Below are 13,776 nucleotides of genomic sequence, written 5' to 3' on the forward strand. Positions count from 1 at the left end.
GTACGGTCAGCGCACCCCGGCACCCACGCCAGCCCCCACACGCGCAGCACCAGCACCCGCACCCCGCGCCGCCCACTCCGCCGCGAGCAGCTCGTACGAACGCACCCGGGCGTCGTGGTCGTGCGTGATCGTCGTCACCAGGAGCTCGTCCGCGCCGGTCGCCCGCTGCAGGACCTCGAGGCGGTCCGCGACGGCCGCAGCGTCGCCCACGAACCGGGTGGCGAGCCGATCGGCGACCGACGCCGCCTCTGCCGCAGCGAGCGGCGCAGCTCGTGCCGCGGACGGCGTCGGGTACTCGATCGCCCCGACGCCGGAGCGGATCGAGTGCACCCACTCCGCGTACCCGAGCGACAGCTCCGCGGCCTCGGCCTCGGTGCGCCCGACGACGACGTCCGCCGACACGATGACGTGCGGTGCGTCGAGCACCCCGGGGCGGAACGCGTCGCGGTAGGCCTGCACCGACGCCAGGACCGTGCCGGGCGACGTGTGGTAGTTCGCGCCGTACGGCAGTCCGAGTGCTCCGGCGACCCGGGCGCTCTCACCGCCGGTCGACCCGTGGATCCACAGTTCGACGGACGCTCCTGCTGCCGGCGGCGCCTCGACCACGGCGCCGTCCCGCGACCAGGTGCCGGCGAACAGCGCCCGGATGAGGGACAGCTCGCCCTCGAACCGGTCGACGTCACCGGGGACGCGTCCGAGCAGCTCCCCCTGCAGGGCGAACCGGCTGCCCGGTGCGATGTGGAAGTCGAACGGTGCGGGCACGAGCAGTCCGTCGACGACCTCGTCCGAACGGGGCGCGAGCGACGGCGGCTTGGGGGTACCGGGTGCCGGCGCCCCGGAGCGGCCGAGCCCGAGGTCGATCCGCGGCCCGTACAGCGCCGCGAGGGTGCCGAAGGTCTCGGCGATCTGCAGCCCGCGGACGTTGCCGACGAGCGTCGCCGCGCTGCCGACCCGGATCGTCGACGTGGCCGCGGCGACCGCTCCGATCACGATGGTCGGCGCGCTGCCCGCGACACCGGGGTTGAGGTGGTGCTCGGCGAGCCAGTAGCGGGCGTACCCGGCACGTTCCGCGGCGACGGCCAGGTCGACGGTGCGGTGCAGCGCCGTGGCTGCGGACGACCCGGCGGTGACCGGCACCAGGTCGAGCACCGAGAGCGGGACGGAGCCAGCGGCGCTCACGAGGCGTCCTTCCACGCGCCGGTCAGCTGGTCGAGCCGGGTGTCGGCCCCGAAGACGATGCCGTGCACGTCCGTCGCCGGCGCGATGATGCTGGTGAGTTCGTGCACCGGGACGAAGTCGACCTGCGACGCGATTCGCTGCTGGATCTCCCCGAAGGTGGCCGACCGGTCGGACGCCGACGACTGCGACAGTTCCTTCGTGAAGAGCGCGTCGAGCGTCTTGTCCGACGCGCCGATCGACTGTGCACCCGAGCTGGAGAACTTCGACCGCAGGACGTCACCGTCGGCGCGCGAGCTGTTGTCCCACGACAGGTCCCAGTCGCCGCTCGTCAGGTTGGCGAGGTACTGCGGCACGGTCCCGCTCTCGAGCGTGACGCCGACGCCGACCTTCCCGAGCTCCTGCTGGATCAGCTCGAGGGACGTCTGGTTCGGTCCGAAGTTCGTGATCCAGACGAGCTTGAGCTGCAGCTTCGTGCCGTCCTTCGAGCGGATGCCGTCGGAGCCCTTCTCCCAGCCAGCGTCGTCGAGCGCCTTCTTCGCTGCGGCGGGGTCGTACGCGGCCGAACCCGACGACGCGGCCGAGCCCGACGACGTGGACGAACCCGACGACGTGTCCGCGTACCCGGGCGTCGTCGACCCGAGGACCGAGTCCGCGACCTTGAACAATTCGTTCAGCGAGGTGTCGCGGACCGCCTTCGGGTCGACGGCCTGTGCGATCGCCTTCCGGACTGCGAGGTCCGACACGATCGGCCGCTTCTGGTTGAACGTCAGACCGAACACCTGGCCCGGGTTGGCGCGGGTGACGAGGTCGTACTGCGCCTGCAGGGTGTCGACGTCGCTCGGCTGCACGCTGCTGATCGCGTCGAGCTGCCCGGACTGCAGGCTGCCGGTGCGGACGCTCGCCTCGGGCACGACCTGGAACGTGACCTTCGACAGGTGCGCTGCTCCGGAGCCGCCGCGGGCAGCGGGACCCCAGTCGTAGTCCTTTCGCTTCGTCAGGATCGTGGACGTGTTCTTCGTGTACGACTGCAGCGTGAACGGTCCGGTCCCGATCACGGCCTTCCCGTCGGCGCGGTCCTCGAACGGGGTCTCGGTGGTCTTCGGGGCGACGATGCCGAGGGCGACCGACGACGTGGCGTTCGGGAACGCGGCGTTCGGCGTCGAAAAGTCGACCTCGACCGTGTCGTCGTCGACGACCTTCGTCCCCTCGTAGCCGGAGAAGTACGCGGCGGCCGTGCTCGATGCGCCGGCCGAGGCGATGTCGTCGAAGGTGTCCTTGACGGCCGTCGCGTCGAACGCGGTGCCGTCCGAGAACGTGACACCGGAGCGCAGGTCGAACGTGAACGCGGTGGCGTCGGCGTTCGCCGAGTACTTCGTCGCGAGCCACGGCTTGAGCGAGCCGTCGGACGGGTCCTGCCAGAGCAGCGAGTCGACGAGCTGCCGGGTGATCGCGAGCGTGTCGTTGCCCGCGCCGGTACCCGTCGGGTTGAGCGTGATCGGGTCGTTCGCGATGGCGTAGGTGAGCGAGCCGCCGTCGACGGGCTTCGACGACGAGGACGTCGACGCGGTACCGCCCGATGAGCAGCCCGCCATGACCAGGGCCGCCGCGGTGCCGGCCGCGATCGCGGCCACCAGACGGAACGGGGTGCGGTGGGTGGTCATGAGACTCCTTCGGTGGTGGGGACGCGCCGGGATCGTCCCGGGATCGCGTCGAGCAGTGCGCGCGTGTACTCGTGCTGCGGGTCGTGCAGCACCTGCGCCACATCGCCGTGCTCCACGACGCGGCCGCCCCGCAGGACGGACACCTCGTGCGCGATGCGACGGACGACGGCGAGGTCGTGCGAGATGAACAGGTAGGAGACGCCGAGCGTCGACTGCAGCTCCGCGAGCAGGTCGAGGATCTGCGCCTGGACGGACACGTCGAGTGCGGAGACGGGTTCGTCGAGGACGATGAACGACGGGTCGAGTGCGAGCGCGCGGGCGATCGCCACACGCTGCCGCTGTCCGCCGGACAGCTCCGCCGGTCGACGACCGAGCACGGACGACGGCAGCGCGACGAGGTCGAGCAGCTCCGCCGCCCGAGCCGTACGGGACCGCCGGGTGCCGATGCCGAAGGCCGCGAGCGGGTCCGCGATCACCGCCCCCACCGACAGCCGCGGGTGCAGCGCCGCGTACGGGTTCTGCTGCACGATCTGCGCCTGCCGCCGGTACGCCCGCAGCGCCGCACCGCGGGCTCCGCCCACGTCGGCACCGTCGAACCGCACGCTGCCGGCGTCCGAGCGTTCGAGTCCGAGCACGAGGCGCGCGGTGGTCGACTTGCCCGACCCGGACTCCCCCACCAGCGCCAGGGTGCGGCCCCGCGGGACGGTCACGTCCACCCCGTCGACGGCGGTCACGCGGTCGAAGGACTTCCGCAGTCCGGTCGCGACGACGAGTGGGTCGCCGTCTGCCGGGAGGCCCGTGCGGACCCCCACGGACGCGGTCACGTCGTCGAGACTGGGCGCCGCTGCGATCAGCGCGCGCGTGTACGCCTCACGGGGTGCGCCGAGCACCTCAGCCGGGGTGCCCTGCTCGACGATCCGCCCCTCGGACATCACGACGATGCGGTCGGCCCGGTCAGCGGCGACCCCGAGGTCGTGCGTGATGAACAGCACGCTCGTGCCCCGTTCGGCGACGAGCCGGTCCAGGTGGTCCAGGATCGTCCGCTGGACCGTGACGTCGAGCGCGCTCGTCGGTTCGTCCGCGACGAGCAGCTCGGGGTCGCCGATCAGGGCGATCGCGATGAGCACCCGCTGCCGCATCCCGCCGGACAGCTCGTGCGGGTACTGCCGCGCGCGGAGCTCGGGACGGTCGATGCCGGCACGGCGGAGCTCCTCGACGGCGCGTTCCCGGGCCTCGGCGCCGGTGGCGAGTCCGTGGATCCGGAGCACCTCGGCGACCTGGGTGCCGATCCGCGTCACGGGGTTGAGCGACACCGTCGGGTCCTGCGGCACGAAGCCGATCCGGACGCCGCGCACGGACCGCACCTGGCGGTCGGTCGCGGTGACCAGGTCGAGGTCCCCGGATCCGTCGGCCGCCCCGGCGAGCCGCACAGTGCCTCCCGTCAGGTCCGCCGCTGCGGGCAGGAGCCGGAGGACCGCGTGCGCCGTCGTCGACTTGCCCGAACCGGACTCGCCGACGATGGCGACGCGCTCGCCGCGGCCGACCTCGAGCGAGACGCCGTGGAGGGCGGTGCGCGCACTGCTGCCGCGGCCGTAGGTGACGGTCAGGTCCTGGATGCTGAGCAGGCTCATCGGACGGCCCTCCGTTCGGTGTCGAGCGCACGGGCGACGCGGTTGCCGGCGAGCACCGTGACGGCGATCACCAGGCCGGGGATGGTCGTGAGCCACCACGAGGACGCGATGTAGTCGCGCCCGGTGGCGACGAGGGAACCCCACTCGGGCTGCGGTGGCTGCGCGCCGTAGCCGAGGAAGCTCAGGCTGGAGACGGCGAGGATCGCGGTGCCGAACTCGAGGGCGGCGAGCACCAGGACGGGACCGGCCGCGTTCGGCAGCACGTGCACGAACAGCACGCGCCACCAGCGGTTGCCGTTCGCGCTCGCGGCCTCGACGTACGGCGCGGTGCGGACCCGGACGACCTCGGAACGCATGATGCGGGCGATCGTGGCGATGCTCGCGACGCCGACCGCCACCGCGACGTTCACGGTGCCGAAGCCGAGCACGGTGACGATCGTCAGCGAGAGCAGCAGGCTCGGGATCGCCAGCAGGACGTCGGCGACGCGCATGAGCACGGCGTCGACGACCCCGCCGACGAAACCGGCGACGAGCCCGACGAGCGAGCCGCCGACCAGCCCGATGACGATCGCGAGGACCGCGGCCTGCAGTGTGAGCGCGGTGCCGTGCACGACGCGGGCGTACAGGTCGCGGCCGAGCTGGTCGGTGCCGAACCAGTGCGCGGCGTCGGGAGCGGTGAGCTTGGCGGCCGGATCGGCGGCGAGCGGGTCGTGGTGGGTGAGCGCTCCGGGCAGGAGCGCGGCGAGGACGACGAGGGCGAGCCAGACGATGGCGATGGTGAGCGTCGGACGGGCGACGAGCGCGCGGAGCGCTGTCGTCGTGCTGCCGGGGACGCGGTCGCTGACGAGCGACGCGGGGCGGCCGATGGCGAGCTGCGTGGTCTCGGTCATGCGGGGACCGCCTTCGGTTCGGTGGCGCTGGACGGGGTGGTGCCGGGCGTCGCTCCCGGTGTCGCTCCGTCGTGGTCGCGGAGCTTCCGACGGCTGCCGGCGACGACGACGCGTGGGTCGAGCAGCGGGTACACGAGGTCGACGACCAGGTTCACGACGACGAAGACCGCGGCGGCGAGCAGCACGATGCCCTGCACGACGGGGATGTCCTGCTGCTGCACGGCGGTGGCGGTGACCCGGCCGAGGCCCGGGCGGGAGAACACCGTCTCGGTGACGACGGTGCCGGAGAACAGCTGCCCGACGATGAGTCCCGTCACGGTGAGTGCGGGCAGCGCAGCGTTCTTGAGCGCGTGCCGGAGCTGTACCCGCCACCGTCCGGCACCCTTGGCGTACGCGGTGTCCACGTACGGCTCACGGAGCGTCTGGACGAGGGACTTCGACAGCAGCTGGGCGATCGTGGCACCGGTCGGCAGCGCCAGGGTGATCGCCGGCAGGACGACCGACGCTGGGCCCTCGCCACCGAACGCCGGGAACACGTGCAGCCCGAACGAGAACCACTGCACCAGCAGCAGCGCGAACCAGAACCCGGGGACGGCGACGCCGATCGGGGGCAGCTGGAGCAGGAACTGGCCGAGGGCCCGGTTCCGGGTCCACGTCGCGAGGACCGCGATCCCGCCGCCGAACACGATCGCGAGCACGAGGCCGGCGACCGCGATCTGGGCGGTCGGCGCGATCGCTTCGCCGATGACGTCGGCGACCGGTCGACCGACGCCGATCGAGCGGCCGAGGTCGCCGGTGAGCAGGGCGCCGAGGTGCTGGACGTACTGCACGAGCACCGGCTGGTCGAGGCCGTACTGGTGCCGGAGCGCGTCGAGCTGCGCCGCCGTGACGTCGGTGGCGTCCGGGCCGACCATGATGCGGGCCGGGTCGCTCGGCAGCACGTAGAGGACGAAGAACGAGATCGTCCACGCCGCCCAGAGCACGAGCACGGCCTGGCCGATGCGGGAGAGCACGTAGCGGGTCATGCAGCCACCGCCGTCCGGGCGCGCGTCCACCCGAGCGCCGGTGCGACCTTCGCCACGACGTCCGAGACGATCTGCTCGTACTCGTCACCGGCGAACTCGTAGGGCAGCTCGACCCGGAACTCGTCGACCTCGGCGAGCGTGGCGTCGTGCACGAGCTGCTCGACGATCTGCTCGGCGGGCCCCACCAGGTCGGCCGAGAACAGGGTCCGCCGCGGTCCCTGGGGCGCGGTCTGCCGTGCGAGACGGGACTCGTACCAGGTGCGGTACCGCTCGCGCGAGACCCGGTCGGCCGAGTCGGTCGGCACGACGCACCGGCCCCAGGCCACGCGGGGCGTTCGCCCGGTCGGCAGCGCGGCGCGGTACGCGGCGAGCTGGTTCCGCTGGGCGGTGCCGTAGTCGTCAGTGCCCTCGCCCGAGGTGAGGTTGCCGAGCAGCAGGTTGAGCCCGGAACTGCCGGCGAAGGAGGCCGACCGGAGCGACCCGCCGCCGTACCAGACCCGGTCGACCAGACCTGGCGCGTAGGGCTGCAGCCGGGGGCGCTGGACGTTCCCGGGGCTCTGGATGACGGTGTCGTCCGCGCCGAGGAACGCGCCGCGCAGGTTCTCCACGAACCGGGAGACCCGCCCGTACCCACGGTCGAAGGCGCGCCAGTCACCGTCGAACACCAGGTCGCCGAGGATCTCGGCGTGCGGCGACCCGGTGGACAGCCCGACCTGCAGCCGACCGTGCGACAGGACGTCGGCGAGCGAGAAGTCCTCGGCCAGGCGGAAGGGACTCTCCCACCCGATCGGCACGACGGCGACGCCGAGCTCGATGGACGTGGTGCGCTGCGACGCCGCCGCCAGGAAGACCGCGGCCGAGCCGATGCCGTGCTCGAGGTGCCGGTGCCGGACCCAGGCGCCGTCGACGCCGAGCCGCTCGGCCGTGGCGAACAGGTCGAGGGTGGCCTCGAGACCGTCGGCTGGGGCGTCGTCCTCGAAGTTGCCGGGGACCAGGATCGCGAGGCTCGAGATCGTCACGCGAGCACCCCGGCGGACGCTGCCGCACGCGCCGGACCCGCCGCAGCGGCCGTGCGTGCGGCGGCCGAACGGTCGCGGATCGTGCCGGGCAGGTCGAGCGTCTGCCGGAGGGTCGCCCCCTCGTCGTAGGACTTCCGGTAGACGCCACGCTCCTGCAGCAGCGGGACGACCGTGTCGACGAACTCGTCGAGGCCGTACGGGTTGGTGTGCGGCACGACGACGAACCCGTCGGTGGCGCGCTCCTGCACGTACCGGTCGATCTCGGCGGCGATGTGCGACGCCGTCCCGACGAACCCGCCGCGGGTCGAGGCGCGGATGACGAGGTCGCGGATGGACAGGTGCTCGGCCTCGGCCAGGTCCCGCCAGGACTGCACCAGGGCGGGGACGTCGCGGGTGTGCCGTGCGCGCCCGCGGGTGATCGCGGTGCCCTCGTAGTCGGGCTCGATCGTCGGCAGCGGGCCGTCGACGTCGTACGACGACAGGTCGCGGTTCCAGACCTGCTCGAGGAACGCGATCGCCGTGGCCGGGCTGACCTGGGCGCGACGGATGGCGTTCGACCGTTCTTCGGCGTCCTCCGCCGACGACCCGATCACGAACGTCGCGCCGGGCAGGATCTGCAGCTCGTCCTTCGATCGTCCGACCCGTTCGAGCCGCTCGGTCACGTCGCGGTAGAACGCCTGCGCGTCGTCGAACTCGGTGTGCAGCGAGAAGATCACCTCGGCGTTCGTGGCGGCGAGGTCGCGCCCCTCGTCGGAGTCACCGGCCTGCACGATCACCGGGTGCCGCTGCGGACTGCGGGGCACCGGGAACGTGCCGGTGACGTCGAACTGCGCGCCGTGGTGGTCGACGTCGCGGATGCGCGACCGGTCGGCGAACACGTCGTCCGCCAGCGCGCCGCCCGCGGCGGTGCCGGCGACGACGGCGTCGGCCTGCCACGAGTCCCAGAGCTCGCGGGACAGCCCGATGAACTCGGCTGCGCGCGTGTACCGGTCGGCGTGGTCGAGGAACCCGCCGCGGCGGAAGTTCGCGCCGTGGAACGCGTCCGAGCTCGTCACGACGTTCCACCCGGCACGGCCGTCGGTCAGGTGGTCGAGCGTGGCGAGCTGCTTCGCGAGCTCCACGGGCTCGTTGAACGTCGTCTGCAGGGTGCCGACCAGACCGATGTGGTCGGTGACCCCGGCCAGGGCGGCCAGGACCGCGAGGGTGTTCGGGCGCCCGACGACGTCGAGGTCGTGGATGCGCCCCTTCTGCTCGCGGAGCCGCAGGCCCTCGGCGAGGAACAGGAAGTCGAAGAACCCGCGCTCGGCGTTGCGGGCGAAGTGCTCGAACGACGAGAACGCGATCTGGCTCTCGGCGCGGTCGTCGCTCCAGATCGTGGTGTTGTTCACGCCGGGGAAGTGGGCGGCGAGGTGGACCTGACGCTTGGTGCTCATGCTGAGACCTCCACAGAGACGGAACCGGCGGGTGCGGACGCGTACCGGCTGACCGCCGGGGCGATGCCGAGCCGCGTGCGCAGGTCGGCGGTGGGACGGGACGTCACGTCGGCGCGGAGCCCGGCGGTGACGAGGGCGGGGACGAGCTGCCTGGCGATGGCGGTGCTGTCGATCGGGATGCGCAGGGGGCGGAGCCGGACGCCGGCGAAACCGAGGCCCCGCAGGTCCCCGATCAGCGACACGAGTTCGGGCACTGTCGTCGCGAGCACGGACGTGTCCGAGCCGGAGCCGACGGCGTACGGGGCACCGGCAGCGGCGTCGAGCGCGGCGAGCTCGTCAACCGCGGCAGCGGTCGAGGACCCGATCAGCACCGCGAGGTCGGCGAGGACCGGGCGACGGACGTCCGACCCGGCCACCTGCTCGAGGTGACGGACCTCGTCCACCAGGTCACGGGCCTCCCGGCCCTGGTACCCGGGCGTGACCAGCACGACGTCCGCAGCGTCCACGGCGAACGCGGCAGCGTCGGCACGGTGGGCCAGGGCGAAGACCGGCGGCCGGCCCTGCGGCGACCGCGGCACGATCGACGCGCCGTGCACGGACAGGTGGCGGCCCGCGTACTCGGCGTTGTGGATCCGGTCGCGGTCGATGAAGCGGCCGGTCGTGACGTCACGGATGATCGCGTCGTCGTCCCAGCTGTCCCAGAGGCGGGAGACGACCTCCGCCGCCTCGCGGGCCTCGTCGAACAGCGTGGCCGCGTCGTCGCCGCCGGGGCGGCGGCCGAACAGGGCCGCCTCGCGGGTCGTCGGGCTCACCTGGATCCGCCACCCGGCTCGCCCGAGCGAGACGTGGTCGAGGGTCTGGAGGCCCGTGGCGACGTGGAACGGCTCGGTGTGCGTCACCGAGACGGTCGGCACCAGACCGACGGCGCGGGTCGCGGGGGCGACCGCGTTCGCGACGAGCAGGGCGTCGAGCCGCCCGACGACGGTCGTGGTGTCGAGGTCGTGGTCTGCAGCCGTCGGGCCCGCGGTGAACGAGTCCTCGATGGTGACGGCGTCGATGCCGAGGCGGTCCTGCTCGACGACGACGTCGCGCCAGTGCCGGAGGCTCGACAGGCGCTGCGCGGCCGGGCCGGCGACGCGCCAGGCGGCGGGGTGCCAGCCGGCGCCCTGCAGCGCGGTGACGAGGGTGATGCGGTCGGGCATGGCGGTCCTCCTAGTGGGTGTGCGCGGCGTGGTCGGCGGCGGCCGGGGTCGCGTCGGCGCCGAACTTGAAGCCGAGTCGGCCGTGCGCGAACCCGCCGCCGGCGCGGATGGCGGTGGCGACCCAGGCGGCCTCGGCGAGCTCGGCCTCGGTCGCACCGGCCGTCACCGCGCGCTGGCTGTGGCCGTCGATGCAGTAGACGCACTGCGTGGTGATGCCGACGGCGAGGGCGATGAGCTCGCGGTACTTCAGCGGGATCGCGCGGCCCTCGGCCTGGAACACCGACTCGTCGAACTGGACGAAGGCCTTGAGGATGTCCGGGGTCTGCTGCTTGTAGACCTTCGTGAAGGTCTTGTCCTGTTCGCGGTCGAGGTAGTCGGTCATGTCGGCGACGCTAGGACGGTCGGGGCCCCGAGGCGACGGGTGTTGCGGACCGTGACCGGCGGTGTCGCCGTGTGACACGGTGCCGCCGGCCGGCCGTCACACGGCGTCACGCGCGGCGCGGGCGCGGCCGCGCGGCGGCGGCGGCGGTCGGCCGGCGGCGGCGGGGTCGGCCGGCGGGCGGCGGCGGGGTTGGCCGGCGGCGGGGTCGGCCGGCGGCGGCGGGGTTGGCCGGCGGTGGGGTCGGCCGGCGGCGGCGGGGTCGGCCGGCGGCGGGGTCGGCCGGCGGCGGCGGGGTCGGCCGGCGGTGCGAGGTTGATCACCTGGTGCGGGGCTGCAAGCCCGCACGGGGTGAACAACCTCGCACCGTGCGGCAGCGCGGCCGTACCGCGGACCGCGCACCGTGCGGCGTCAGAGCCCCCGGGCGCGCGCCGCGAACCGCCCGCGCAACGTCACGTCCTCGTACGACCGGTGGAACACCCCGCGGCGCTGCAGGATCGGCACGAGTTCGTCCACGACGGTCTCGAGGCCCCGCGGGAACTCGTCGATCATCAGGTTGAAGCCGTCGGCGGCACCGGTGCGGTACCAGTCCTCGATGGTGTCGGCAGCCTGTTCGGGCGTGCCGACCACGATGCGGGCGCCGTACCCGCCGAAGCCCCGCAGCACGTCCCGCAACGAGGTGTTGTTGGCCCGCACCCACCGCACCACCGTCTCGTGGTAGCCGAGCGAGGGCCCGTAGGTGACCGGGTCGACCTCGCGGTCCAGGACCGCCGACGGGATCGGCGCGTCCGGGTCGAGCCCCGACAGGTCGGCGTCGAGGTGCGTCCCGAGCGCCCGGAGCGAGTAGCCGTCCGGCGCGAGGGCCTCGAGCTCGTCGAACCGGCGCTGCGCCTCGGCCTCGGTGCTGCCGAGCACGAGCGACAGTCCGGGCACGACGGCGACGTCGGCTGCACTCCGGCCGTACGTCTCGGCGGCGACCTTGACCGCACGCAGGTGCTCGCGGGCGGGTTCCGGCGTCAGCTCGACGGCGAAGACGCCCTCGGCGACCCGCGCCGCCAGGTCACGACCGTGCGGCGATCCCCCGGCCTGGAACACGACCGGGTGCCCCTGCGCCGACGGCGGGACCCGGAGCACGCCCTCGAGGTCGAGGAACTCGCCGTGGTGCAGGACCGGCTTCCCCGTCGCAGCGGACCGCCAGAGCGCCGTCACCAGGTCGACGAACTCCCCCGCGCGGGCGTACCGCTCGGGCCGGTCGGGGTTCGTCGCGACACCGAAGTTGGCGGAGACCGAGCGGTCGTAGGTGGTGACGGCGTTCCAGGCGACGCGCCCGCCGGACACCGTGTCCAGCGACAGCAGCCGCTCGGCGACGTCGAACGGGTCGTTGTACGTCGTCGACGCGGTGCCGACCAACCCGAGGTGGCTCGTCGCGTCGGCGATCGCCCCGAGCGCCACGAACGGCTCGAGCAGTCCGTAGGCGCGGACGTTCGGGTCGCCGAACGCCGGGTGGTCGGCGAAGAAGACCATGTCGAGCAGCCCGCGTTCGGCGGTGCGCCCGAGGTCGCCCCAGAACTCGGCCGTGAGCAGGTCGGTCGGGTCGACGTCCTGGGTGCGCCAGGCCGCCGGACGCTGCCCGAAGCCCTGCAGGTTCACGCCGAGGATCAGGCCGGCGTCGCCGCCAGCGCCCGTCACGCGGTCACCGCCGCGGCGTCCGGCACGGCCAGCCCGAGCAGGGCGCGGAGCGTCGGACGTGTCGGTCGCGTTGGTCGCGTCGGTCGTGGAGGTCGCGTCACGGTCGACCGGGAGGCCCGGTGCGGCTCCGCCCCGTCCGTCGCCCCCGGCAGCGGTGCGAGCGGGTGCGCCGCACCGCCGAGCACCAGGTCCGCTCCGGGCACGTCGACGTCGTGCCAGACCGCGAGGACGGGTTCGCCCTGCCGACTCGACGGCGTCGTGAGCGGTCCCCGGACGCGGTAGCCGTCCGGTCCGCCGTCGTGGTCGAGCGGTCGGATCCGGTCGGTGTGCGCGAAGACCCCCGACGTGCGGTCACCGACGATGCTGTCGAGCGGCCAGGTGCGCCACAGCCCGCGGAGCACCCGGGCGAACTCGGCAGGGTCGTGCGGTGCGCCGGCGCTCGGGGCTCCGGTGCTCGGTGCGCCGTGGTCCCGGGCGCCGACGACGATGCCCACCCGGCCGTCCAGGACGTGGTCGAGCGAGAGCACCCGACGGGCGACGTTGTACGGGTGCTCGCGGGTCGGTGCCACGGCGACGAGGAAGCCGTGCTCCGGCAGGGCACGGCCGAGGGTGAGCGCCGCGGTCGTCGGGTCGAGTCGGTGGCCGGTGCTCGTCGCCGCGTCGAAGCGGTCGGTGCCGATCGCCACGACGGCGGCTCCGGAACCGACGATGCGGACCGCGAGTCGGGCGATGCCGCCGGGTGTGGCGGCCGCCGCGGCGAGGTCCGTGTCCGGAACGGCGACGACGAGTGGTGCGGGGGCGCTGGGCGCGGTGGTCACGGTGGTCCTCCCGTTCGAGGTGCGCAGAACGGCCCGCCACGGTCACCTCCCCAGCGTCCGTGGCGAGCCGGTGCACCGACCGTAGGTGCTCACCTCGGCCCGCTGCACGCAGGTGTCGGCGGGTTGCGCCCCGTGACGGTCCGTTACGGCGGAGCGTTCAGCGGTCTGCCGTCAGCGGTCCAGCGGACTCGCGCCGTTGACGAGCAGGTCGGCGACGATGCGGCGCTTGTGCACGCGCGGGTTGTGCGACGCCAGGGTGCGGGCGTTCCGCCAGTGCCGGTCGAGGCCGAGCGAGCGGAACGTCCCCGAGGACCCGAGCGCGTCGAACACGAGCGTCGTCGCGTCGAGCACGGCGTCCGTGACGATGGTCTGGGCGCGCGCCACCGCGACCCAGCTGCGCTCGAGCGCCGCACGCAGCGCCGGGTCCGTCGACGCGTCCGCACCGGCCGCACGCAGGGCGGTGTGCCGGTCGACAGCCGCGTCCACCGGGCCGAGGCTCGCGGCGAACGCGGCGTCGGCGGCGTGCACCCGGGCGTCGACGGTGCCGATCACGCTCAACAGCTCCGGATCGTGGGTCGGATCCGCCGCGGTGCCGTTGTGGTGTCCGCGCGCCCGGGACCGCAGCGCCTCGACGCCCTCGCGCAGGGCAGCGCGGCCGATGCCGACCAGGATCGCGTGCATCACGGTCTGGTAGTACTGCTCCTGGTACGGGTACCGGGTCGCGTACGGCAGCACCCGCTCGTCGGGCACCGGCACGTCGGTGTAGGTCACGCTCCCGCAACACGTCGGACAGACGGGCACCGACGCCTCCCCACGCGACCGGCGTCCGCCACCGTGCGAAGCCGGCGTC

Annotated in this window: 12 protein-coding genes; all 12 read right to left on the bottom strand. The window is 73.6% G+C overall.

Annotation, left to right across the window (positions count from 1 at the left end; all coding sequences use genetic code 11):
• Window positions 1–6 precede the first annotated feature (6 nt).
• Entirely contained in the window at window positions 7–1,179 is a 1,173-nt protein-coding gene (locus tag EDF28_RS10255; protein ID WP_123938202.1) for an LLM class flavin-dependent oxidoreductase, read from the bottom strand.
• Entirely contained in the window at window positions 1,176–2,840 is a 1,665-nt protein-coding gene (locus EDF28_RS10260; protein ID WP_123938203.1) for an ABC transporter substrate-binding protein, read from the bottom strand. Before EDF28_RS10260 ends, EDF28_RS10255 begins: the two co-directional genes overlap by 4 nt.
• Complete coding sequence (locus EDF28_RS10265; RefSeq protein WP_123938204.1) at window positions 2,837–4,471, bottom strand: ABC transporter ATP-binding protein; 1,635 nt, start codon at window positions 4,469–4,471, stop codon at window positions 2,837–2,839. Before EDF28_RS10265 ends, EDF28_RS10260 begins: the two co-directional genes overlap by 4 nt.
• Window positions 4,468–5,361 carry an ABC transporter permease gene (locus tag EDF28_RS10270; RefSeq protein ID WP_123938205.1) on the bottom strand — a complete coding sequence of 298 codons (894 nt, stop codon included), beginning with the start codon at window positions 5,359–5,361 and terminating at the stop codon, window positions 4,468–4,470. Before EDF28_RS10270 ends, EDF28_RS10265 begins: the two co-directional genes overlap by 4 nt.
• Window positions 5,358–6,386, bottom strand: a complete 1,029-nt coding sequence (locus EDF28_RS10275; RefSeq protein WP_123938206.1) for an ABC transporter permease — start codon at window positions 6,384–6,386, stop codon at window positions 5,358–5,360. The genes EDF28_RS10270 and EDF28_RS10275 overlap by 4 nt, the downstream gene beginning before the upstream one ends.
• On the bottom strand, window positions 6,383–7,405 hold the full coding sequence (locus tag EDF28_RS10280; RefSeq protein ID WP_111085630.1) for an LLM class flavin-dependent oxidoreductase: 1,023 nt from the start codon (window positions 7,403–7,405) through the stop codon (window positions 6,383–6,385). The genes EDF28_RS10275 and EDF28_RS10280 overlap by 4 nt, the downstream gene beginning before the upstream one ends.
• A complete protein-coding gene (locus EDF28_RS10285; protein ID WP_123938207.1) occupies window positions 7,402–8,838 on the bottom strand; it encodes an NtaA/DmoA family FMN-dependent monooxygenase in 1,437 nt (478 codons plus the stop codon). The genes EDF28_RS10280 and EDF28_RS10285 overlap by 4 nt, the downstream gene beginning before the upstream one ends.
• Window positions 8,835–10,040: an LLM class flavin-dependent oxidoreductase gene (locus EDF28_RS10290; RefSeq protein ID WP_123938208.1), complete on the bottom strand. Its 1,206-nt coding sequence runs from the start codon at window positions 10,038–10,040 to the stop codon at window positions 8,835–8,837. Before EDF28_RS10290 ends, EDF28_RS10285 begins: the two co-directional genes overlap by 4 nt.
• Window positions 10,041–10,050: 10 nt before the next feature.
• Entirely contained in the window at window positions 10,051–10,422 is a 372-nt protein-coding gene (locus tag EDF28_RS10295; protein ID WP_123938209.1) for a carboxymuconolactone decarboxylase family protein, read from the bottom strand.
• Between the two features lie 408 nt (window positions 10,423–10,830).
• On the bottom strand, window positions 10,831–12,108 hold the full coding sequence (locus EDF28_RS10300) for an NtaA/DmoA family FMN-dependent monooxygenase (RefSeq protein WP_207906708.1): 1,278 nt from the start codon (window positions 12,106–12,108) through the stop codon (window positions 10,831–10,833).
• A complete protein-coding gene (locus EDF28_RS10305; protein ID WP_123938210.1) occupies window positions 12,105–12,926 on the bottom strand; it encodes an LLM class flavin-dependent oxidoreductase in 822 nt (273 codons plus the stop codon). Before EDF28_RS10305 ends, EDF28_RS10300 begins: the two co-directional genes overlap by 4 nt.
• Before the next feature lie 171 nt (window positions 12,927–13,097).
• Window positions 13,098–13,697, bottom strand: coding sequence for a hypothetical protein (locus EDF28_RS10310; RefSeq protein WP_123938211.1), 600 nt, complete (start codon window positions 13,695–13,697; stop codon window positions 13,098–13,100).
• Between the last annotated feature and the right edge of the window lie 79 nt (window positions 13,698–13,776).

The organism is Curtobacterium sp. PhB137 (genome assembly GCF_003814955.1).
Classification (GTDB): Bacteria; Actinomycetota; Actinomycetes; order Actinomycetales; family Microbacteriaceae; genus Curtobacterium.